Annotated in this window: 21 protein-coding genes; 5 read left to right on the top strand and 16 right to left on the bottom strand. The window is 72.8% G+C overall.

The features are described from left to right. Positions 1-138: 138 nt before the first annotated feature. From AY578_RS21720 to AY578_RS21675, 10 genes are all read right to left on the bottom strand, one after another. On the bottom strand, positions 139-744 hold the full coding sequence (locus AY578_RS21720; RefSeq protein WP_136238479.1) for a response regulator transcription factor: 606 nt from the start codon (positions 742-744) through the stop codon (positions 139-141). Beyond that, positions 741-1,919: a sensor histidine kinase gene (locus AY578_RS21715; protein ID WP_136238478.1), complete on the bottom strand. Its 1,179-nt coding sequence runs from the start codon at positions 1,917-1,919 to the stop codon at positions 741-743. Before AY578_RS21715 ends, AY578_RS21720 begins: the two co-directional genes overlap by 4 nt. Continuing rightward, entirely contained in the window at positions 1,916-2,656 is a 741-nt protein-coding gene (locus AY578_RS21710; protein ID WP_019522282.1) for an ABC transporter permease, read from the bottom strand. The genes AY578_RS21715 and AY578_RS21710 overlap by 4 nt, the downstream gene beginning before the upstream one ends. After that, on the bottom strand, positions 2,653-3,567 hold the full coding sequence (locus AY578_RS21705; RefSeq protein WP_161107474.1) for an ABC transporter ATP-binding protein: 915 nt from the start codon (positions 3,565-3,567) through the stop codon (positions 2,653-2,655). Before AY578_RS21705 ends, AY578_RS21710 begins: the two co-directional genes overlap by 4 nt. A 217-nt stretch (positions 3,568-3,784) precedes the next feature. Continuing rightward, on the bottom strand, positions 3,785-5,077 hold the full coding sequence (locus AY578_RS21700) for a hypothetical protein (RefSeq protein WP_258904294.1): 1,293 nt from the start codon (positions 5,075-5,077) through the stop codon (positions 3,785-3,787). 1,127 nt (positions 5,078-6,204) lie between these two features. Next, on the bottom strand, positions 6,205-6,618 hold the full coding sequence (locus tag AY578_RS21695) for a DUF6113 family protein (protein WP_019522285.1): 414 nt from the start codon (positions 6,616-6,618) through the stop codon (positions 6,205-6,207). After that, positions 6,615-7,484, bottom strand: a complete 870-nt coding sequence (mshB, locus tag AY578_RS21690; protein ID WP_136238476.1) for an N-acetyl-1-D-myo-inositol-2-amino-2-deoxy-alpha-D-glucopyranoside deacetylase — start codon at positions 7,482-7,484, stop codon at positions 6,615-6,617. The genes AY578_RS21695 and mshB overlap by 4 nt, the downstream gene beginning before the upstream one ends. 10 nt (positions 7,485-7,494) lie before the next feature. Next, positions 7,495-8,133: a Uma2 family endonuclease gene (locus AY578_RS21685; RefSeq protein WP_019522287.1), complete on the bottom strand. Its 639-nt coding sequence runs from the start codon at positions 8,131-8,133 to the stop codon at positions 7,495-7,497. Positions 8,134-8,185: 52 nt separating this feature from the next. Then, positions 8,186-9,064, bottom strand: coding sequence for a helix-turn-helix domain-containing protein (locus AY578_RS21680; RefSeq protein ID WP_258904285.1), 879 nt, complete (start codon positions 9,062-9,064; stop codon positions 8,186-8,188). Positions 9,065-9,302: 238 nt separating this feature from the next. After that, on the bottom strand, positions 9,303-9,776 hold the full coding sequence (locus AY578_RS21675) for an ATP-binding protein (RefSeq protein WP_258904283.1): 474 nt from the start codon (positions 9,774-9,776) through the stop codon (positions 9,303-9,305). A 155-nt stretch (positions 9,777-9,931) separates the two neighbouring features. Here AY578_RS21675 and AY578_RS21670 point away from each other — a divergent pair, with 155 nt between their 5' ends. From AY578_RS21670 to AY578_RS21655, 4 genes are all read left to right on the top strand, one after another. Further along, positions 9,932-10,816: a helix-turn-helix domain-containing protein gene (locus AY578_RS21670; RefSeq protein WP_019522290.1), complete on the top strand. Its 885-nt coding sequence runs from the start codon at positions 9,932-9,934 to the stop codon at positions 10,814-10,816. Continuing rightward, entirely contained in the window at positions 10,813-11,019 is a 207-nt protein-coding gene (locus tag AY578_RS21665; protein ID WP_019522291.1) for a DUF397 domain-containing protein, read from the top strand. Before AY578_RS21670 ends, AY578_RS21665 begins: the two co-directional genes overlap by 4 nt. Next, entirely contained in the window at positions 11,016-11,612 is a 597-nt protein-coding gene (locus tag AY578_RS21660) for a hypothetical protein (RefSeq protein ID WP_258904269.1), read from the top strand. Before AY578_RS21665 ends, AY578_RS21660 begins: the two co-directional genes overlap by 4 nt. A 135-nt stretch (positions 11,613-11,747) precedes the next feature. After that, positions 11,748-13,517, top strand: coding sequence for a hypothetical protein (locus tag AY578_RS21655; RefSeq protein WP_258904268.1), 1,770 nt, complete (start codon positions 11,748-11,750; stop codon positions 13,515-13,517). Between the two features lie 3 nt (positions 13,518-13,520). Here the strand turns inward: AY578_RS21655 and AY578_RS21650 are convergent, their stop codons facing one another. Both AY578_RS21650 and AY578_RS21645 read right to left on the bottom strand, forming a co-directional pair. Then, positions 13,521-14,960: an amidase gene (locus AY578_RS21650; RefSeq protein ID WP_019522294.1), complete on the bottom strand. Its 1,440-nt coding sequence runs from the start codon at positions 14,958-14,960 to the stop codon at positions 13,521-13,523. 88 nt (positions 14,961-15,048) lie between these two features. Continuing rightward, positions 15,049-15,243: a hypothetical protein gene (locus AY578_RS21645; protein WP_026243428.1), complete on the bottom strand. Its 195-nt coding sequence runs from the start codon at positions 15,241-15,243 to the stop codon at positions 15,049-15,051. A 177-nt stretch (positions 15,244-15,420) separates the two neighbouring features. On the opposite strand from AY578_RS21645, the gene AY578_RS21640 reads away from it, so the two are divergent. After that, complete coding sequence (locus AY578_RS21640) at positions 15,421-17,559, top strand: S9 family peptidase (RefSeq protein ID WP_161107478.1); 2,139 nt, start codon at positions 15,421-15,423, stop codon at positions 17,557-17,559. A gap of 131 nt (positions 17,560-17,690) precedes the next feature. Here AY578_RS21640 and AY578_RS21635 read toward each other — a convergent pair whose 3' ends face one another. The 4 genes from AY578_RS21635 to AY578_RS21620 are packed head-to-tail and all read right to left on the bottom strand — an operon-like array spanning position 17,691 to position 21,601. Continuing rightward, a complete protein-coding gene (locus tag AY578_RS21635) occupies positions 17,691-18,731 on the bottom strand; it encodes an ABC transporter ATP-binding protein (protein ID WP_028959379.1) in 1,041 nt (346 codons plus the stop codon). After that, entirely contained in the window at positions 18,724-19,698 is a 975-nt protein-coding gene (locus AY578_RS21630; RefSeq protein ID WP_019522298.1) for an ABC transporter ATP-binding protein, read from the bottom strand. The genes AY578_RS21635 and AY578_RS21630 overlap by 8 nt, the downstream gene beginning before the upstream one ends. 6 nt (positions 19,699-19,704) lie before the next feature. Beyond that, the gene (locus AY578_RS21625) at positions 19,705-20,685 is read right to left on the bottom strand and encodes an ABC transporter permease (RefSeq protein ID WP_215188452.1); all 981 of its coding nucleotides are present in this window, start codon (positions 20,683-20,685) and stop codon (positions 19,705-19,707) included. Continuing rightward, positions 20,678-21,601: an ABC transporter permease gene (locus AY578_RS21620; RefSeq protein WP_028959380.1), complete on the bottom strand. Its 924-nt coding sequence runs from the start codon at positions 21,599-21,601 to the stop codon at positions 20,678-20,680. The genes AY578_RS21625 and AY578_RS21620 overlap by 8 nt, the downstream gene beginning before the upstream one ends. Positions 21,602-21,604: the final 3 nt, after the last annotated feature.

Genomic DNA, 21,604 nt, shown 5'->3' with positions numbered 1-21,604 from the left:
CCCTGCCGCCGGCACCCCACGTCCGCCCCGCCGGCGCCGTCGGCCTGCCCGGGACCCGCGAGGGACATCCGGGGTGGACCGCGTGCGCCGTTCCGGTGGCGCGGCCGGCGGGTGGTCCTGCCTGTCGGGACGGGTCGGTTACAGCCAGCCCTTGTCCCGGGCTATGCGGACCGCTTCCGTCCTGTTGCGGGCCGCCAGTTTCTGGATCGCTGTCGAGAGGTAGTTGCGGACGGTGCCCGGGGAGAGGTGGAGGGCGGTGGCGAGGTCGGCGTTGGTGGAGCCGTCGGCGGCGGCGCGGAGGACCTCGCGTTCGCGGTCGGTGAGGGGGTTGGCGCCCTCGGCGAGGGCCGCCGCGGCCAGGGCCGGGTCGATGACCCGCTCGCCGGCCAGCACCCTGCGGAGGGCGTCGGCGAGCTGGGCCGCCGGGGCGTCCTTGACGAGGAACGCGTCGGCGCCGGACTCCATCGCGCCGCGCAGATAGCCGGGCCGCCCGAAGGTGGTCAGCACGACCAGCTTCAGGTCCGGGAGCGCCCGGTGCAGCTCGGCCGCCGCCTCGATGCCCGTCGCGCCCGGCATCTCGATGTCGAGGAGCGCCACGTCCACGGCGTGGGCGCGGGCGGCCGCCAGGACCTCGTCGCCGCGCGCGACCTGTGCGACCACCTCGATGTCGGGCTCCAGCCCCAGCAGCGCGGCGAGCGCCTCCCGGACCATGGCCTGGTCCTCGGCCAGCAGGACGCGGATCACTCGGTTCCCCCTCCCCGCCCCCCGTCGGCGGCGGTCTCCACAGGCACACGCGCGACCAGCCGGAATCCGTGCCGGACCGGTCCTGCCTCCAGTGTTCCGCCCACGGCGTCGAGCCGCTCCACCAGCCCCCGCAGACCGTTGCCGGGGACGTACGAGGAGCCGCCCTGGCCGTCGTCCTCCACCGTGAGTTCCAGCACCGGGCCGTCGAGGGTCTCGCGGCGCACCACGTCCACCGTGCAGCGCCGGGCGCCGCTGTGCCGGACGACGTTGGTGACGGCCTCGCGCAGCGCCCAGGCGAGGGTGGACTCGGCGTCTTCGGGCACGTCCCCGGGGACGTCGTCGGGGTCGGGCAGGCCGGGGGCGACCCCCGCCGCCCGCAACGCCACGCGCGCCCCGCTCAGTTCGCCCGCGAGCCGGGGGCGCCGGTAGCCGGTGACGGCCTCCCGGACGTCGACCAGCGCCTGCCGGCTGACCTGCTCGATGTCGGCGACCTGCTGCGCCGCACGGTCCGGGTGGTCCGGGAGCATCCGCCCGGCCAGCTCGCTCTTCAGCGTGATGAGGGACAGGGAGTGGCCGAGGAGGTCGTGCAGGTCGCGGGCGAGCCGCAGCCTCTCCTCGTTGGCGGCGAGGTGGGCGACGGTGGCGCGGGCCTCGCGCAACGCGACCGTCGTACGGATGAGTTCGCGTACGCCGGTCATGGCGAAGCCGCCGAGCAGGGCGGGGACGAGCAGACCCCACAGCAGGTCCTTGCCGTCCGGCACGGCGAACGCGAGCCCCGTCATCAGCGCGCACGCGCCGGGGATCGTCCAGCGGGACAGCCGCGGGGGCAGGGCCGCGCCGGACGCGATGGAGACGTACACGAACAGCACCAGCCACTCGCGGCCCAGCGTGAGCGCGAGGACGGAGGACTGGGCGGCGAGCACCGCGAGGGAGCCGAGGACGGGCGCCGGGCGGTCGACCCGCCCGGCGCGGAAGACCAGCAGCATGTACCAGGTGACGAACACGGCGAGCCCGAGCCAGCCGAGGGCGCGTACCCCCGCGGGGTGTCCGCCGTGCAGCAGGTCGCTGACGGGGGCGCTGAGGTACACCAGCCAGATGGCCGTCCACAGCACCTTGACGGCCCGCTGCCTGAGGTTCCCGGGACGCTGTCCGATGTTGACGCCGATGCCGCTCACGCCTTCAGGGTGTCCTTCCGGTACAGCCAGGCCGCGCCGCCGGTGAAGAGCACGAAGAAGACCAGCAGGACGGTGACGTCCCGTACGCCCGGCGCGTGGTGTTGTTCGATCGCCCGTCCCAGCGCGGCGTAGGCGTGGGTGGGCAGCCAGACGGCCAGGTCCTGGAGCCACCCCGGGAAGGTGGTGGTGGGCATCCACAGGCCGCCCAGCAGGGACAGTCCGAAGTAGACGATCATCGTGATCGGGCGCACGGCGTCGCCGGTGGCCGCGTACCCGATGGCCACCCCCAGGGCGGCGAAGACGAAGCTGCCCGCCCAGATCGCCCCGGTGAGGGCGAGCCACTGCCAGGCGTCGAGCCGGACGTCCTTCACCACGGCGGCGACGACGAAGACCAGCACGATCGCGGGCAGGGCGGCCACGGCGGCGCCGGCGGTCTTGGCGAGCACGTAGCCCCGGCCGGGCAGGGGGGTGAGCCGGAGCTGGCGCACCCAGCCGTTCTCGCGCTCCTTGGCGATGCGTTCGCTGTTGCCCATCAGGACGGCCGTCAGAGCGCCGAAGGACGCCATCGAGACCATCATGTAGGCGGGCAGGGTCAGTCCGGTGTCGCCGAGGGTGGTCCCGGAGTCGGCGCTGCCCGCGATCAGCAGGAACAGCACACCGGGGTAGATCACGGAGAAGAACACGGACTTGCGGTTGCGCAGGACGCGCAGGACTTCCAGCCGGATCAGACCGCTCATGCGGCTACGGCCTCCTCTGTCTCGGTGAGGGCGACGAAGGCCTGCTCGAGCCCGAGCCCGGCGACCTCGATGTTGCGGGGGTAGACGCCCAGCCCGTACAGGGCGTGGACGGTGGCGTCGGCGTCCGAGGACCGCATCCGCACCGTGCCGCCGGGCGACAGGGTGACGGCCGTGACCGCGGGCAGCCGGCGCAGCGCGGCCTCGTCGAGCGTGCCCTCGGGCAGGTCGAAGGCGATGCGCCGCATCCCGGTGCTCGCCTTGATCTCGGCGGCGGTGCCGTCGGCCAGCAGCCGGCCCCGGTGCAGGACCAGCACGCGGTCGGCGATCGCGTCGGCCTCCTCCAGGTAGTGGGTGGCGAACAGGACGGTGCGGCCCCGGTCGGCCTGGTCGCGCATGGTGGCCCAGAAGGCGCGGCGGGCGGTGACGTCCATGCCGGTGGTGGGCTCGTCCAGGACGATCAGGTCGCTGTCCCCCGCGGTGGCCAGGGCGAAGCGGACCCGCTGGGCCTGGCCGCCGGAGAGTTTGTCGGCCCGGCGGTCCGCGATCGCGGTGAGGCCGGCACGGGCGAGCACCTCGGGGACGGGATACGGCCGCGGGTGCAGTCCGCAGGCGAGCCGCACCAGTTCGGCGACGGTCACCTCGCCCATCAGTCCGCCGCTCTGCAGCATCGCCCCGACCCGGCCGGCGACGATCGCCTCGCGGGGGCCGGTGCCGAGTACGGTGACGCTGCCGCTGTCGGGGCGCTTCAGGCCGAGCAGCAGGTCGAGCGTGGTGGACTTCCCGGCGCCGTTCGGGCCGAGGAGCGCCACGGTCTCCCCGGGCCGCAGGGTGAGGGTCACGCCGTCCACGGCCCTCACGTCGCCGTACTTCTTGGTCACCCGGTCGAACACGACCGTGTCCGTCGTCGTCATGCGCCCATCGTGGCGGTCAGGGGCGGGCGCCCGGCAGTGTCGGCGGTCGTGAGCCCGCCATGACAGATGTCATGCCCGCCGGCCCCGATTGCCCGGGAGGCCCCAGTACCGGTCACCGCGCACCGCACACACGCGCCTGTACGAGAGCGGCGCCGCACGGGTGTGTCCGTGCGGCGCCGCTCGCGTGCGCTGGGGTGCGCCGGGTTGCTGTCGTCCGTCAGCTCGCGTTCGTCTCGATGACGGCCGTGCGGTCGCCCTTGCTGACGAGCGCCTGGCGCAGGGCGCCGTAGACGTCCTGCGGGGTGACGGGGGTCTTCTCCCCGTTGCCGCGGGTGATGAGCACGCCGTCGAAGGCCTGGCCGTACAGGTCCTTCAGGGCCTTCAGGTCGGGCTTCTCGACAAGCTTGCCGTTGACCGCCTCGACGCGCAGGAACTTCCACAGCGACTTCTCGGGGCTCATCGGCACCGAGTGCGCCGCGTCGGTCTGCACGGTGACCCGGTCGGACATCGCCGGCTCGGCGAACTCCTTCATCATCCGGTCGACCTCGGCCTTGGTGACCTTCGGCTGCCGGGTCGTCGTCGGGACGTTCACCGCGGCGGCGGTGCCGGTCTCCACCTGCGTGCGGTACGCGGCGGCGACCACGTCGGCCGCCTTGGCGACGTCGACGCCCTTGCCCGCCTGCGGGTACACCGGGACGGCCTTGCCGGACTCGAAGGTGATCGAGCCCTCCTTGACCGTGCCGACGCCTCCGGCGGCGTTCTCCAGGGCGGCCTGCAGCTTCTCGTGGTCGACGGGGATCTCCGGCTCGACGACGCGCGACTGGCCGAACAGCGAGCCGATCACGTTGACCGGGTTGTAGTCGCTGGTGGCGGCCTTGCCGACGGTAGCGTCGACGTCGACCTGGAGACCGGCGTTGTCCGGCTGGAGTTCGAAGGTCTTGCCGTCGACGGACAGCTTCAGCGGCTTGTTCAGCCGCCCGTCGAGCGCGCCGTCGAGCTTCTTGACGGCTTCGTCGCGGGTGCCGCCGCCGATCTCGATGCCGAGCACCGTGGTGCCCTTGGGCACGTCGGAACGGTTCATCAGCAGGCCCGCTCCGTAGGCGACGCCGGCGACGAGGACGACGCCGGTGGCGAGGAGGACCAGCTTGTTGCGGCCCTTCTTCTTCGGCGCCTTGGCGGAGCCGGCCGGGGGCGTGCCGACCGGGTCGGGCAGCTTGGGCGGGGTGTGCGGGCCGGGGGCGTTCGGGCCCATGCCGGGCGCGTCGAAGGAGGCGCTCGGCGGGATCACCGGGATGCCGCTGGTCACGGTGTGCCCGGAGACGTTGTCGTGGCGCGGGTAGCCGGCGTCGCCGGGCACCGCGGGCTTCTGCGGGGTGAGGATCGCGGTGTCGTCGCTCAGTCCGCCGCCGGGCATCGCGTGCGAGCCGGTGCGCTCCTCCGTGAAGGGCGCGCCCCCGCCGGGCGGGGTCATCGGACCGTCGCCGGTGACCGGGCCGCCGGTGGGTCCCACGGGAGCCTTCGGGCCGCCGGGGCGCCCGGGTCCGGGCACGCCCGCGCCCGGGCGGGCGCCGGGGCCGCCCTTGGCCTGGTCCGCGAAGTACGGCAGGTCGTCGAGCGGGTTTCGCCGGCGCGGTCGGCGCGGTTGCCGCCGGGAGCGCCGGCCAGCGCCTCGGTCACGTCGAAGGAGCCGGTGCCGCCGCCGTGCCCGGGAGCCACGGGTCCGCCGGTCGCACCGGTGGGTCCTGAGGGCGCCTTCGCGCCACCCGGACGGGGTGCGCCGGAGCGCCCATGGAGCCGACCACGCCGCCGGGACGTCCGGCGCCGGGACGGGCGCCGTTCGGGGCGGACGGGCCACCCGGCGCCTTGGGTCCGGCACCCGGTGCCTTGGGAGCGCCGCCGGGGCCTTGGGCGCGGCGCCGTCGGCGCACCGGAGGGCGTCCCGGGAGCGGCGCCGGAGGGCGCGCCGGAAGTGCCGGGCGCCGGCGCGCCGTTGGCCGGGCCGCCGGCCTGACCGGGCTTGCCTCCCGGGGACTTGCGTGGCGCGAACCAGTCGCTCGCGGGCTTCTCCTCGGCGGCGGGCCTGTCCGCACTCTCGGCCGCGCGGGCCGCGCGGGCCGCGCGGGCGGCTCGACGGGTCGGCGGCGGGTGCGGCGGGAGCGGGTCCGGCGGCTGCCTCGGTGTCGGCGGCCGCCTTCTTGCTGTCCGCGTCCGTGACGGGCTTGCGCACGACGACCGGCGGAATCGGGCGCGACCCGGGGATGTTGATCCGGATCCGGGTCGTCAGCGTGGTCTCGGTCTTGCGTTCCTCCGGCCGCGCGGCCGGACGGCCCGCGTCCGTGCCCTCCGGAATCGCCGGGATCCCGTAGGGCGGGGTGCCCGACGGGTAGGCGGCTCCGCCGCGCCCGTCAGGCCCGGAGGACGGAGTGTCAGTTTCACGACTCAAGGCAGGTTCTCCCGGTTGGCTCCGCCGCCCGTCACGACCTCACGGTGGGGGTCCTCCCAGCTCGGGCGAGGCCGAGGGTTCGAGGGAGGCTCGGCGGCGCGCACCACCTTACTGGCCATATCCGGCCTGTATCCCAGTACCGCCGGGGAAACCCACACCGGACCATCACGCCCCTGGCACGGCGAAGTGGTACGTCACTTGCGAAGTCGGGCGGGGCCCGTGTGCGGTTGCTTCCCGGGTCCAAAGGTGGCGCAGATCACAGCCACGGCGATGCCGCCGAGCAGGAAGAGGTAGGAGCCACTGCCCGCGGCGAACAGGAAGTCGCCTTCCGGACGGCTGACCGTGAGCAGCACGACAGTGATCATCCAGCCGGCGGCGACGGCGATGCCCCCGGACTTGCTCCGGGTCAGCCGTGCCGCCCCGAGCACCGTCCCGGCCTCGCCGGCGAGGGCCAGCAGCAGCCCGCCCGGGAACCACGCGGGCTGGACCAGCGCCCCGGCGACGCCGATCAGGGCGCCGAGCACCACCAGTCCGAGCAGGGCGGCGGCGCGTCCCGGGGACGGGGGGCGCAGGGGCTGCGCCATCAGGGGCGCGCGGTCGCCGCTCATGACGCCGCTCCGCCGGTGACGCCCGCGAAGAGGTCGTCCTCACGGCCCGCGGGGCGTTCGCCGCGCACCAGTTCGTAGTACTCGGTGGTGAACAGCGGCTGTGCGAGCTCGTTGGACAGTACGAAGTACGGCTGGTCGTCGGCGACGGTGATCTGGGTGGCGTGGGCGCGCATCGCGGCGGCCTTCGCGCCGGCGTACGCGGTGCCGTCGACGGCGGTGGTGATCCGGTCGTCGTCGACCACGCCGGGGACGTCCCGCACCGTGGCCGCCTTGTCGAAGGGCAGGTCGGGCAGGTCGCGTTCCAGCCGGGCGAAGGCTTCCTCGGCCACGGAGCGGGGGACGCGGTTCCAGTAGACCTTGGGCACGTCCCACCCACGTCCGGCGGCCAGTTCGACGGCGCGCATGGCGACGCGGTGGGCCTGGATGTGGTCGGGGTGTCCGTAGCCGCCGTTCTCGTCGTACGTCACCAGCACCTGCGGCCGTACCTCGAGGATGACGTCGGCGAGCAGTCCGGCGGCCTGGTCGACGTCGGCCTGCCAGAAGCAGCCGGGGTCGTCGTTGTCGGGCAGGCCCATCATCCCGGAGTCGCTGTACCGCCCGGCCCCGCCGAGCAGCCGGAAGTCCGTGACGCCGAGCGCCGCCATGGCCGCGCGCAGCTCGCCGAGCCGGTGTCCGCCGAGGGCGGCGCCGCTGAGGTGCCGCAGCTCGGGCGGGATGACCTCGCCCCGCTCACCGAGGGTGCAGGTGACCAGCGTCACGTGGGCGCCCTCGGCCGCGTAGCGCGCCATGGTCGCGCCGTTGTTGATCGACTCGTCGTCCGGGTGCGCGTGCACCAGCATCAGACGCCGCTCGGGCAGTTCCGTCATGGGCTCAAGCCTATGTGGCGCGGGGCGCGTCCGACGGACCCGTCCGGCCGCTCTCCTCGTCGCGGTAGCGCGGCAGGCCGTCCGTGGGGATGGTCCATTCGCCGATGGTGACGTCCTCGCCGTAGACGAAGTCCTTGCGGGTGGCGTAGCGGGGACCGTCCGGGGTCGGGTGGATGTCCGTGAAGACGGCGCCGGTGCCGGTACGGGGGTCGAAGACCGCGTAGACGGGGACGCCGAGCAGGGGATAGTCACGCGTCTTGCCGACCCAGTCGTTGTCGGGGTTGGACCGGGAGACGATCTCAACCGCGGCCACCAGGGTGCGGGCATCGAAGGTGCCGTCCCCTTCCATGTCCTCCTCGGCGATCACCATGACGTCGGGGCGGCGCATGATCCCCTCGGGTTCGCCCTCCACATCGGGTTCGCCCGTGTGCGCGACGATCTCCTCCGGCATGACCTTCTCCAGCCGCTTCCGGAGACGCAGCACGGTCAACTCGTGCTGCTTCACGGGCGCCATCATGTCGTGGACGATCCCTTCCCTGGTGATCTCGAACTTCCCGGGCAGCGTGTCGTCCATCGACTGCACGAAGTCGCGCATGGCCCGGTACAGGTGGGAGGCGTTCTGCCGAGCGTCGTCGGGTGCGATGGCCATGGCGCTCGCTCCTCGTGGTCTGTGCCCAGGGGCAAGGGTCGTCACGTTCATGCTAGGCGGCCTCCTGGAGGTCGGTTCGGCAGTCGCGGCAGTGGGTCGTGGGGGCGGGGGCGCGGAAGGCGCGGTCGCAGCCGTCGCAGGTGCGGAGCGGGTGGCGGACGGGCGGCGGCGGGGCGGCGGCCTGGGCCCGGAACGGGGCGGGGGGCGGGAGCTGGGAGGCGAGGCGGTGGGCCAGGAGGGCTGCCGGACGCCGTAGGCCCTCGGGCGGCAGGTCGGCCGTCAGGGCACGGCGTACGGCCGCGGGGGTCACGTCGCGTTCGAGCCAGGCCGCGACACCGGGCGCCAGGTGGGCGGTGTCCTCGGCCGAGAGGAGCAGGCGGGAGTCGTGGCGGCGCAGGTCGGCGAGGAGGTCGACGGCGGCCTGGAGGAGCCCGGGTCCGGAGTACGCGGGCCGCGGCACGGCGGGGAGCGCCTTGCGCACCCGCTTCTCGCGCGGCGCGGGCGGCGCACTTTCCCGGCACGGCTGCTCCGCCCGCTGCCGGGCGGCGGCCGGCTGGTTGCAGGAGATCGTGCGGGTGACGATGCGGCCGGAGGGCGTGCGGACGCGCTCCCGCCGCAGATAGCCGTGGGCCTCCAGCTCCCGCAGCGCGGCTGCGATACGGGTCGCCCCCTCGGGGAAGCGCGCGGCGAGGGTCTTGATGTCGGCGGGGGCGCCCTTCGGCAGGGACTGGAGGTGGGTGCCGAGGCCGATGGCGAGGAGCGAGAGCTTCGGGTGCTGGGCCAGGTGGTTGCCGATCACCACGAAGCGGGTGTCGTGGCGGGTGTTCTCGTGCTCGAGCCCGCCGGCGGTGCGGTGGACCCGGTTCGGGTGCTTGTTGCCCGCAACGCGGGTCGGCGTGCGCGGGGGCACGCTAGGGTTCTGGATACCCACGGGAAGGTCCTGTCTTCCTCGGTGGTCAGGCCCTCGCCCTGGGATTGCCGTCCCGGCGGGGGCCGTCTCATGTCTGCGGTTGTGGTGGGGCGTTGTGCGTTGCCCTGCGCTGAGCGTGGGGCCTGGACGGCGAGGAAATCCAGCCGGTTCGAGAGGGTTCACCCGCCCGAGTGAGCGAGATCGCGGGCGGGAGGGGTGGGGCTTGGTGGGGTGCTTTTCCCCCGAGTTCTTTGGTCTTCTAGCCGCCGACGTCACCGAAGCGCGACGTTCCGCGTTCCGGTGCCGGAGTGAGGTCGATCTCCGCCCAGACCGTCTTACGGGGGTGGCGGCCCTCGGCGACTCCCCAGCGGTCGGCGAGCGCGTCCACGAGGAAGAGCCCGCGGCCCGACTCCGCGATGCCGTCGGGCTCGCGCAGCACGGGCCGGCGGTCACCGCGCGTGTCGGTGACCTCGACGCGGAGCGTGGCGCCGACGACGTACAGCGTCAGCCGGAAGCTGCGGCCGGGCACGCGTCCGTGCGTGGCGGCGTTGGCGGCCAGCTCGGCGACGACCTGCCCGGCCGTCTCGTACGGAACACCCCAGCTCCGCAGCGCGTCCACGGCGAGCAGGCGGGCGAGGCGGGCGCCCCGCGCGGTCGACGACAACAGCACGCTGATGTGCCGCACTTGGGCATCGGGGCGGGTGGTCCTTGTGAGGGCGATTTCCTGATTCACGTGACTCAGCGTGGCCGAACGGCCGTACCGTGATGAGTGATCGCAGCGCTGCGTAGAGTGACCGTCCACTGCTTGTCCGGTCGTGTCCGGACTGTCGGCCGGTATGCCGCGCGCGGAGCCGCGAACACGGAACGGCACCACGGAGGGGCACGCACATGGCGGTGAACGGTGAGGCGGTACGGGTCGGGCCCGGGACGGACCAGGCGGACGAACCGGGCTGGGAGGTGGACCCGGACGACGACTGGGCGCTGGCGGTCGTGGCCACCGTGGGACGGCAGTTGAAGCTGCGGCGGGAGGCCGTGGGCCTGCGCGTGCCCGAGTTCGCGGTGGCCGTCGGGTACGGCGAGGACCTCGTCTACAAGATCGAGAGCGGCAAGCGGATTCCTCGCCCCGAGTACCTGGACACGGCGGACGAGGTGTTGAGGGCGGGCGGTCTCGTCGCGGCGATGAAGGAGGACGTGAGGAAGGTCCGGTACCCGAAGAAGGTGCGGGATCTCGCGCAGATGGAGGCGCGGGCGGTGGAGCTTCAGCTCTACGATCCGCTCCACATCCACGGCCTGTTGCAGACGCCCGAGTACGCACGCGCCCTGCTGTCCATGCGCCGTCCGGCCTACTCGGCCGAGGAGGTGGAGCGGTTCGCCTCGGCGCGCGTGGCCCGCCGTGCGATCTTCGACCGCGATCCCGCGCCGGAACTCGGCTTCATCCTGGAGGAGTGGACGCTCCGCCGCCCCCTGGGCGGCAGGGAGGTGCTGCGCACGCAGTTGGAACACCTGCTGACCGTCGCGGCGTTGCCCACCGTCGAGCTGCAGGTGATGCCGACGGACCGACAGGAGCACGCCGGAGTGGACGGTGGCATCGAGGTCCTGAAGTTCGCGGACGGTACGGCGGTCGGACGATCACCGGCCGTGGCCGGCGGCCGACCGGTGTCGGACCTACGCCAACTCCGTATTCTGGAGCTGCGTTGCGGCATCATCCGCGCTCAGGCACTGACACCGCGCGAGTCCATCACCTTCGTCGAAGATCTGCTGGGGGAGACATGATCCGAAGCACTGACTCCGACCTCGTGTGGTTCAAGAGCAGCTACAGCAGCGGCAGCGAGGGCGACTCCTGCGTCGAGATCGCCACGGACCCCACCACCATCCACGTCCGCGACTCCAAGACCACCGACGGCCCCCGCCTCACCTTCGCCCCGGCCGCCTGGGCCGGCTTTCTCACCTCCGTGGGCCACGACGGTCCCGCGTGAGGTCGCTGCGGCGCAGGACCGGTGAGGCGGTCGGGCTGCTGTTCGTGTTCGGGTTCGCGGTCCTGCGGCCCTCCCGTTTCTGGCCGCCGAAATGGATGCTGAGGCGGATCGCCGCCTCCGCGGAGGTGCGGGCCGAGCGGGAGTCGGCTGCGGAGAAGCTGCTCGCCCGCGTGCGGGAGATCGAAGCGGGTGTGCCCTGGCTGCGGGCGCTCGACGTCGTCATCCGTGACGAGTGTGTCGACGTCCGCGGACATCACATCAGCCTCTTCGAGGCGAGCACTTCGACGCGAGAGTCGATGACATGCCGGATGTCCGCGTTCATCGTCTTCTCCCCGGAGCGGGATCCCGAGGACGCCGTGGCGGAGATCCGCCGCACGTTCCCGCCTCCGGACGGACTCTCTCCCGGTGGGATCAGCGAGTCGCTGCACTGGGACACCGACGAGCGGAAGGTCGCCGTCGAGGGCGCGCACGACGCCCTGTGGGCTCGGCTCACCCGGCGTCACGGCGAGAAGTCCCTCGGTCAACTCCGGCAGGAGAACGGCGCCCTGTGCGTATGGGCCCTGCGCGGGCAGCCGTACTTCACGGTCGTCTGAGGCGAACGCGGACAGACGCCCAGGTCCGGTCATAATGCGCGGGTGTCCAGACAACCCGTGCCGTTGCCCGCGGAGCACATACCTCCCGGGACTCCCCAGTGGCGGACCGCCGACGTCCGTCGTTGGCTCGATGCCGTGCCCGCGCGTTGGGCGCATCCGCTGTTCGCCGTCCTCGCGTTGGCCGTCTCCGTCGCGTGGGAGGTGGCGGCCGGGCCCGTGCCCGCCTGTACGTCCGCCGAGCCGTGCGGGAGCGACTGGACAGGGCTCGCGGTGGCCGTCGTTCTCGTGTTGTCCCTGTACTGGGTGTGGCGGCAGCCGCGGCTCGCCATCGGCGGGCTCGCGTTCACCGTGCTCGCCCTCGCTGTGGAGGACGGCGTCACCGCGTTCGCCCGGCCCTCCGCGCTCGCGTATCTGCTCGCCACCGGGTTCGCCGTGACCGGGCTCGTGCACCGGCTGGCCGTCGCCGGACGCCAGCGCGCGCTGGCGTTGGAGGCCGCCGGGTCGGCCACCCAGCCGCTCCCCGACGCCGCCCGGAACTTCCGCCGGGGTCGGATGTCCTTCGTACTGGCCGTCCTCTTCCTGGCCGTCGCCGGCTTCGGCGTCCACCAAGCCCTCGGGGTCGCCGACGCCTACGAGAAGCGCGCCGCCACCGCCTCCCACCTCTCCGGTGAGGTCACCGCCGTGGACGAGGACGACGGCCTCCTCACCGTCACCGCCGAGGGGCGTGCCCACCGCATCGAGACGGCCTTCCCCGAGGACTTCCCCGTCGACACCCGCGTCGATCTCGTCGTGGACGGCGACCAGGCCGTGCTGGTCGCCGAGCCGTACGACGCCTTCGGATGGGAACTCCTGGTGCTGGCCTGCTCCGTGACCGGGCTCGCGTTCCTGGTGAACGGCGTCGCCGGGCGGCTCGGCGCGCGGCGGCTGCGGAGCGGGCCGCTGCCCGTGCTGCATGTGCTGGTGCGCGAGGGCGAGGAGGACGGCCGTACGTGGGTGTACGCGGCCGACGACACCGGGGGCCGCCGGCCCGTGCTGTGGTTCCACTCGCTGTACGCCGACGACGACGGCGGTGAGGAGGACGACGACGACTTCGAGACGGAGGACGACAACCCCGGCCTGGAGCGGCTCGCGGCGACCCTGCGCGCTGACGGGCCCGCCCCTCCCCTGCGGGAGGCCGTCCTGTACGGCGCCCCCTACACCGGCGCGGAGGTCGCCTTCGTCGCGCGGGACGACGAGAACGACCCGGAGGTCGCGGTCGAGTGCAGCGTCACCTCGGTGAAGCCGGCCGTCCCACAGTGGAACACGGGCGGTGCGCAGGCGCGCGGGCGGAAGCACCCCCGGCGGCCGGTCGAGGAGATCGCCGCCGGTCTGACGCCCTCGGCGGAGCCGCGGGTGTGGCGGGCGCACGGCTTCTCGCGGGGGCTCGGCGCGGGGCTGCTGGTCGTGCAGGGCGGCGGCGTGTGGGCCGCGCTGGAGGACGGCCCGTCCTGGCACTGGCTGATGCTCGCCGTCACCCTGCCGTGGCTCGTGCCGTCCGTGGCGACCGCGACCACCTGGCGCATCACCGCCGACCGCGACGGGCTGTGGGTGCTGACGGCCTGGCGCGTCCGGCGCGTCCCGTGGGAGGCCGTCCTCTCCGTGACGCACCGGGACGACGGCATCGACATCGGCCGCGCCGAGGACGACGCCGTGCGCGTCTCCCCCACCGGCTGGGCCTGGCTGGAGCGCCGCCTGGGACGCGAACCGGGCGCGCAGCGCGTCGCCGACGAGCTCCGCGCCCTCCTGCTGCGCCCGGACCTCCGCCCGGCGGGCGAGGCCCTCACCGACCGCCAGGGCATGCCCGTGGGGCCCCCACTGGTCGCCCTGACGGTCCTCTGGGGCGCGGCGGTCCTGCTTCTGCTCTGACCTCTAGACGTCCCGGATGCCGGGGAACCCCTGCTCCGCCTCAAGCTCGAACGCCAGCTCCAGCAGCGTCCGTTCGGCGCCCGGCCGGCCCGAGAACATCACGCCGATCGGCAGACCTTCCGGTGTCAGGGACGCGGCCGGGAGGGAGATCGAAGGGGTGCCCACGACGTTGTTGACCGGGGTGAACGCCACGTAGGCCAGGATGCGTTCGATCAGCGTGGCGTACGGAACGGACGGGTTGAGGTGGCCCAGCGGCGGGCTGGTGTGGGCCAGGACCGGGGACAGGATGACGTCCAGTCCCCGGAACGCCGCCGCGTACGCCTCCCGCGTCCGCCGCAGCCGCCGCAACACACCCGGCGTACGGCGCCAGTTGGCGACGTAGGTGGCGCGCAGGCCGCGGCTCAGGCCGTCCATGCGATGGCGGTCGAACTCCGCGCCCATGGTGCGTCCCGTGGCGCCGATGAGGAACGACAGCAGGCCCCAGTAGGTGAGGAAGTCCTCGGTGAAGCGCGGGTCGATGGCCAGCTCCACCGGGGTCACCGTGTGGCCGAGACCTTCCAGCCGCCGGGCCGTGTCGGTGACGGCCGCGCGGGTGGCGTCGTCGGTGCGGGCGCCGTTCGGGGAGTCGACGAGGAGTCCGATCCGCAGCCGGCGGTCCGAGGGGCCCTCGACCAGTCCGAGGGAGGGCAGCTTCGGGTTGCGGTGGTGCAGCTCCGCCGCCGCGAGGAACGCCGCGCTGTCCCGCACCGTACGGCTCACGACGCCGTCCACCACGATGTCTATGGGGAGTTGGCGGCCCTGCGCGTTCGGCACGGTCCGGCCGCGGGTCGGCTTGAGGCCGACGAGACCGCAGCAGGCGGCCGGGATGCGGATGGAGCCGCCGCCGTCGTTGGCGTGCGCGACCGGCACGGCGCCCGCGGCGACCAGGGCCGCGCTGCCGCCGGACGAACCGCCCGCCGAATGGCCGGTGTTCCACGGGTTGCGGACCGGCGGGCCCTCCTCGAACTCCGTGCTGGGGCTGAAGCCGAACTCGGGCAGCCGCGTCTTGCCCAGCACCGTGACGCCCGTGCTCAGCAGCTGGCGGGTGAAGCCGGCGTGCCGCCGGGCCGGGCGCGGCACGAAGGCGGCGCTGCCGTGGCCCGTGGGCAGACCCGCGAAGTCGGTGTTGTCCTTCACGAAGGTCGGCACCCCGGCGAACGCGCCGCCGTCGGCGTCATGACGGGCGGGGACGTCGAGACGCACCTGGACGGCGTCCAGCTGGGCGTCGGCGTCCCGGACCCGGGCCGCCGCGTCGCGGGCGACCTCGGCGGCGCTCACCTCGCCCCGCCGGATCGCCGCGGCGAGACCCACCGCGTCCAGGTCGCCCAGGGCGTCGTCACGGAAGACGTGGACCCTGGTCCGCGTCGGCTTGCGTCCCTGGCTCTGTTCCTCGGATGTCGTCACCGTCGGCTCCGCCCTGCGCGCGTGAATGCTGGCCCGGCCATCATGGCTTACCGGCGGGTAACACGCGAGAGGCCGGCGACGGCCGCACTCAGAAGTTGAGGCTGCCGATCATCCCCGCGATGTTGGAGGTCACTTCACTGATCGTGGGGGCGATCGTCGACGAGGCCAGGTAGAAGCCGAGCAGCATGCACACGATCGCGTGTCCTGCTTTCAGTCCCGACTTCTTGATCAGCAGGAAGACGATGATCGCCAGCAGCACCACCGCCGAAATCGAGAGTGCCACGGCGGCTCACCTCCAAGGATCCCAGGGGCGCGGGGGGACAGGAATATGGGGGCAGTACGTCCACACAGCAGGCAGCAGGTTCATACCCACTATGCGCTAACGATCATAACTATCCGTACGTGCGCATCGATCGGCGCACGGCCGCACAAGGGGGCGCATGGCCAATATGGTCAGGGCATGACGACCGAGACGGACTCCTTCCCCCGGCGGCACGCCCGCACCCTCCGCTTCACCCTCGGCGCGCCGCGTTCCTTCAGCGTGGCGCCCGACGGCTCACGTGTCGTGTTCCTCCGCTCAGGCTCCGGCACGGACCGGGCCAACGCCCTCTGGGTGCTCGACACGGACGGGGGCGGGGAGCGCGTGGCCGCCGACCCGCGCGCCCTCCTGGGCGGCGCTTCGGAGCAGCTCTCCGCCGAGGAGCGCGCGCGGCGCGAACGCAGCCGTGAGGGAGGCGCCGGCATCATCGGCTACGCCACCGACGCGGCCGTGGAGTTGGCGGCTTTCGCCTTGTCAGGGCGGCTTTTCACGGCCGAGCTGCGGGCCGGCACGGCACGGGAACTGCCCGTGCCGGGACCGGTGATCGACCCCCGTCCTTCACCCGACGGACGGCATGTCGCGTACGTCGCGCGGGGCGCGCTGCGGGTGGTCTCGGCGGAGGGGGCGGACGACCGCGCGCTCACCACCCCCGAGTCGGAGGAGGTCGCCTACGGGCTGGCCGAGTTCGTCGCGGCCGAGGAGATGAGCCGTTCGCGCGGCTTCTGGTGGTCCCCGGAGTCGGACCGGCTGCTGGTGGCGCGGGTGGACGACACGCCGGTGCGGGAGTGGTGGATCTCCGACCCGGCCCACCCGGACCGTGCGCCGCACCGCGTCCGCTACCCGGCGGCCGGCACCCCGAACGCGGACGTACGGCTGTTCGTCGTGGACCTCGAAGGCGCGCGCACGGAGGTCTCCTGGGACCGCAAGCGCTACCCGTATCTCGCGCGAGTGCACTGGTCAGGGGCGGGTGCCCCGCTGCTGCTCGTACAGGCGCGCGACCAGCGGGCGCAGCTGATCCTGGCCGTCGACCCGGACACCGGCGCGACCCGGATGGTGCACGCCGACGAAGATCCGGAATGGCTGGAACTTTTCCCCGGTGTGCCCTGCTGGAGCCCCTCAGGACAGCTGGTCCGGATCGCCGACGAGGGGGGCGCCCGGCGCCTCGCCGTGGGTGAACGACCGCTCACCGGACCGCAGTTGCACATTCGTGCGGTGCTCGACGTCTCGGACGACGACGTGCTGGTCTCGGCGTCGGCGGGGGCGGAGGCGGCCGCTGCGGAAATTGGCGAGGTCCATGTCTACCGGGTGAACGAACTGGGCGTGGAGCGCGTCTCGGAGGAGCCCGGCGTGCACACGGCGGTGCGCTCCGGAGGGGTCACGGTGCTGGTCTCGGCGACCCTGGATCGGCCAGGTTCGCGGGTGCGGGTACTGCGTGACGGGAAACAGACGGCGACTGTCCCCTCGTACGCCGAAGACCCCGGTTTGTCCCCCCGCGTGACGCTGACACAGGGGGGCGCACGCCGCATCCCGTGCGCCGTGCTTATGCCTCGGGACTACGCCGGTGACACCCCTCTGCCGGTGCTCATGGACCCCTACGGCGGTCCGCACGGCCAGCGGGTGGTGGCCGCCCACAATCCGCACCTGACCTCGCAGTGGTTCGCCGACCAGGGGTTCGCGGTGGTCGTGGCCGACGGGCGCGGCACCCCGGGACACTCCCCCGCCTGGGAGAAGTCCGTCAAGGACGACCTCGCGGCCGTCGTCCTCCAGGACCAGGTCGACGCGCTCCAGGCGCTCGCCGGGGACTTCCCGCTGGACCTGGACCGGGTCGCGATCCGCGGCTGGTCCTTCGGCGGCTACCTGGCCGCCCTCGCCGTCCTGCGCCGCCCCGACGTCTTCCACGCGGCCGTGGTCGGCGCCCCGGTCACCGACCTGCGCCTGTACGACACCCACTACCAGGAGCGCTACCTCGGGCACCCGGACGAACAGCCGGAGGTCTACCGCCGCAACTCCCTGATCGACGACGCCGGTCTGGTCGACGCGGCCGAGCAGCACCGGCCGATGATGATCATCCACGGCCTGGCGGACGACAACGTGGTGGTCGCCCACTCCCTGCGGCTGTCCTCCGCCCTGCTCGCGGCCGGCCGCCCGCACGAGGTGCTGCCGCTGTCCGGCGTCACGCACATGACCCCGCAGGAGGAGGTCGCCGAGAACCTGCTCCGCCTCCAGCTCGGCTTCCTCAAGCGCTCCCTGTCCCTCCCGGACGCCTCCGCCACGCGTTAACACCGGGGCAACTCACCGGAAGCGGTACCGATATACGGACAGGGAAGGCTGGTCAGCGTACGGCCGTGCGGGTGCCGTGAACGGGCCGGGGTGCGCCATGTCACCCCGGCCCGTACCCGTTCCGGGCCGCGTCACTTCGGCCCGTCCTCCACCGGCACCACGTGCTTCTCCTCCGCGAAGTGGCACGCCGAGTCGTGCGCCGCCGGGCCCCCGGCCTCCGCGAACCAGGGCGGCACCGCCAGCGCGGGCACCTCCACCGCGCACCGCTCCCGCGCCTTCCAGCAGCGGGTGCGGAAGCGGCAGCCGGAGGGGATGTTCGTCGGCGACGGCACGTCCCCGGTGAGCACGATCCGCTCCCGGTGCTCCCGCGCCCTCGGGTCGGGCACGGGCACGGCGGAGAGCAGCGCCTGGGTGTAGGGGTGGGTGGGATGGTCGTAGATCTCGGTGTCCGTGCCGGTCTCCACGATCCGGCCGAGGTACATCACCCCGACCCGGTCGGAGATGTGCCGGACGATCGACAGGTCGTGCGCGATGAAGACGTAGGACAGGTCGAACTCGCTCTGCAGCCGGTCCATCAGATTGATGACCTGCGCCTGCACCGACACGTCCAGCGCGGACACCGGCTCGTCGGCGACGATCACCTCGGGGCGCAGCGCCAGCCCCCGCGCGATGCCGATGCGCTGCCGCTGGCCGCCGGAGAACTGGTGCGGATAGCGGTTGATGTACTCCGGGTTCAGGCCCACCACGTCCAGCAGTTCCTGCACCCGGCGCCGCCGGTCCCCCTTCGGCGCGACCTCGGGGTGGATGTCGTACGGCTCCCCGATGATGTCGCCCACCGTCATCCGCGGGTTGAGCGAGGTGTACGGGTCCTGGAAGACCATCTGGATGTTGCGGCGCACCGCTTTGAGCGCCTTGCCGGACAGCCGGGTGATGTCCTCGCCCTTGTAGCGGATCGAACCGGCCGTCGGCCGCTCCAGGTTGACCAGCATCTTGGCGACCGTCGACTTGCCGCAGCCGGATTCCCCCACGATGCCCAGCGTCTCGCCCGCGTCCAGCCGGAAGTCCACGCCGTCGACGGCCTTCACGGCCCCGACGTGCTTGCGGAAGACGATGCCCCGGGTCAGCGGATAGTGCTTGACCAGGCCGCTGACCTCCAGGATCGGCTCAGCCATCCAGGCACTCCCTCCAGAAGTGGCAGGCGCTCCCGCGCGTGCCGGAGACCTCGTACAGCGGCGGGTCGTCGGTGGTGCACACGTCCCGGGCCAGCGGGCAGCGCGGATGGAAGGGGCAGCCCGGGGGGATGCGGGTGAGGTTGGGCGGCAGGCCCTTGATGGCGTACAGCTCCCGGCCCTTGTGGTCCAGGCGCGGGATGGAGTCCAGCAGGCCCCGCGTGTACGGGTGCGCCGGGGCCTTGTAGATGTCGTGCACCGGCGCCGACTCCACGATCCGCCCCGCGTACATCACCGCGATGCGGTCGGCGACGTCGGCGACCACGCCCAGGTCGTGGGTGATGAGGATGAGCCCCATCCGGTACTCCCGCTGGAGCTCCGCGAGCAGCTCCATCACCTGCGCCTGCACGGTGACGTCGAGGGCGGTGGTCGGCTCGTCGGCGATGATCAGCGCCGGCTCCAGGGCGATCGCCATCGCGATCATGATGCGCTGGCGCATGCCGCCGGAGAACTGGTGCGGGTACTGCCGCACCCGCTCCCGCGCGGCCGGGATGCGCACCCGGTCCATCAGCTCGACCGCCTTGGCCCGCGCGTCCTTGCGGGACAGGCCCCGGTGCACGGTGAACATCTCGGCGAGCTGGTCGCCCACGGTGATCACCGGGTTCAGGGCGGACAGCGCGTCCTGGAAGATCATCGCCATCTCGGCGCCCCGGATCCTCCGGCGCTCCTCTTCCTTGAGCTTCAGCAGGTCCCGGCCCTGGAACATCACCTCCCCGCCGGTGATCCGCCCCGGCGGGGTGTCGAGGATGCCCATCACGGCCTGCGCGGTCACCGACTTGCCGGAGCCGGACTCGCCGAGCACGGCCAGGGTCTCCCCCTCGTCCACACCGTAGGTGACCCCGTTGACCGCCTTCGCCACCCCGTCCCGGGTCCGGAACTCCACGTGCAGGTCGCGCACTTCGAGCAGCACCGCGGCTCACCTCAGCTTCGGGTCGAGGGCGTCGCGCACCGCGTCGCCGAGCATGATGAACGCCAGGACCGTGATGGCCAGCGCCCCGGAGGGCCACAGCAGCGCGTGCGGGGCGTTGCGGATGTAGGGCGAGGCCGAGGAGATGTCGATGCCCCAGGAGACGCTGGGCGGCTTCAGCCCCACCCCGAGGTACGACAGGGTCGCCTCCAGGGCGATGTACGTGCCCAGCGCGATGGTCGCGACGACGATGACCGGGGCGACCGCGTTGGGCGCGATGTGCCGCAGCAGCAGCCGGGAGTTGGAGGCGCCGAGCGCCCGCGCCGCCTGCACGTAGTCGTTCTGCTTGGCGGTGATGACGGCGCCGCGGGCGATGCGGGAGATCTGCGGCCAGCCGAGCAGCACGATGAAGCCGATGACGGGCCAGACGGTGTTGCTGGTGATGACGGACAGCAGCACCAGGCCGCCGAGGACGACCGGGATGGCGAAGAAGACGTCGGTGATCCGGGACAGGACCGAGTCGGAGAGCCCGCCGAAGAACCCGGCGAGCGCGCCCAGCACACTGCCGAGGACGGCGACCCCGAGCGTGGCGAGCACGCCGACCGTGACGGAGGTGCGGGCCCCGTACACGGTGCGGGTGTAGACGTCGCAGCCCTGCCCGTCGAAGCCGAAGGGGTGGCCGGGCTGTGAGCCCTCCTGCGCCTTGGACAGGTCGCACTTCAGGGGGGAGCCGGAGGTGATCGCCGACGGCCACAGGGAGATGAAGACCAGGAACAGGATGACCAGCGCGGAGATGATGAACACGGGGTTGCGGCGCAGGTCCCGCCAGGCGTCCGACCACAGCGAGCGCGGCCGGTCCTCCGGTCCGGCGCCGTCCGGGCCGGCCGTTGCCTTTTCCAGGGTCTCGGCCTCGTCGACGCCCAGGTCCATGGCGCCGCCCATGCTGGTGCCCGCGATGGCGGCCTCGGGTTCGTCAGGACGGTCAGACATAGCGGATCCTCGGGTCGAGTACGGCGTACAGGAGGTCGACGACGAGGTTGGCGACGAGGAAGACCAGCACCAGCACGGTGACGAAGCCGACCACCGTCTGCGTGTTCTGCCGCAGGATGCCCTGGTAGAGCTGGTAGCCGACGCCGTGGATGTTGAAGATCCGCTCGGTGACGATCGCCCCGCCCATCAGGAAGCCGATGTCGGCGCCGATGAACGTCACCACGGGGATCAGCGAGTTGCGCAGCAGGTGCCGGACGACGACCCGGCGCCGGGGCAGGCCCTTGGCGACGGCGGTGCGGACGTAGTCGGAGCGGCGGTTCTCCGCGATGGAGGTGCGGGTCAGCCGGGTGACGTAGGCGAGGGACACCGACGCCAGCACCAGGCCGGGCAGGATCAGCTCGTCGAAGGGCGCCTCGGAGGACACCGAGGGCCGGATCCAGCCCCACTTCACCCCGAGCAGCAGCTGGAGCAGCAGACCGGTGACGAAGGTGGGCACGGAGATCACCACGAGGGTCAGCAGCAGCACCCCGGTGTCCACCGGGCGGCCCCGGCGCAGTCCGGTGACCACGCCGAGGGTGACGCCGATGACGATCTCGAAGAGGATCGCGATCAGGGTGAGCCGGATCGTGACGGGGAACGCCGTCGCCATCAGCTCGGTGACCTCCTGGCCGTTGAAGGCCGTGCCGAAGTCACCGGTGAAGAGGTTCCCCATGTACGTCAGGTATTGCTGCCAGACCGGCTTGTCGAGGCCGAACTCCTGCTCGAGACGGGCGGCCGTCGCCGGGTCGCACTGCCGCTCGCCGCACAGTCCCGCGATGGGGTCGCCCATCACGTTGACCATCAGGAAGATCAGCAGCGTGGCCCCGATGAAGACCGGGATCATCTGGAGCAGCCGCCGGACGACGTAGCGCCCCATGGC

Origin of the sequence: Streptomyces thermocarboxydus (assembly GCF_024760485.1) — a bacterium.
GTDB classification, from domain to species: Bacteria; Actinomycetota; Actinomycetes; order Streptomycetales; family Streptomycetaceae; genus Streptomyces; species Streptomyces cellulosae.
The sequence above is the reverse complement of the archived record's forward strand: the minus strand, read 5'-3'. Positions and strand labels throughout refer to the sequence as shown.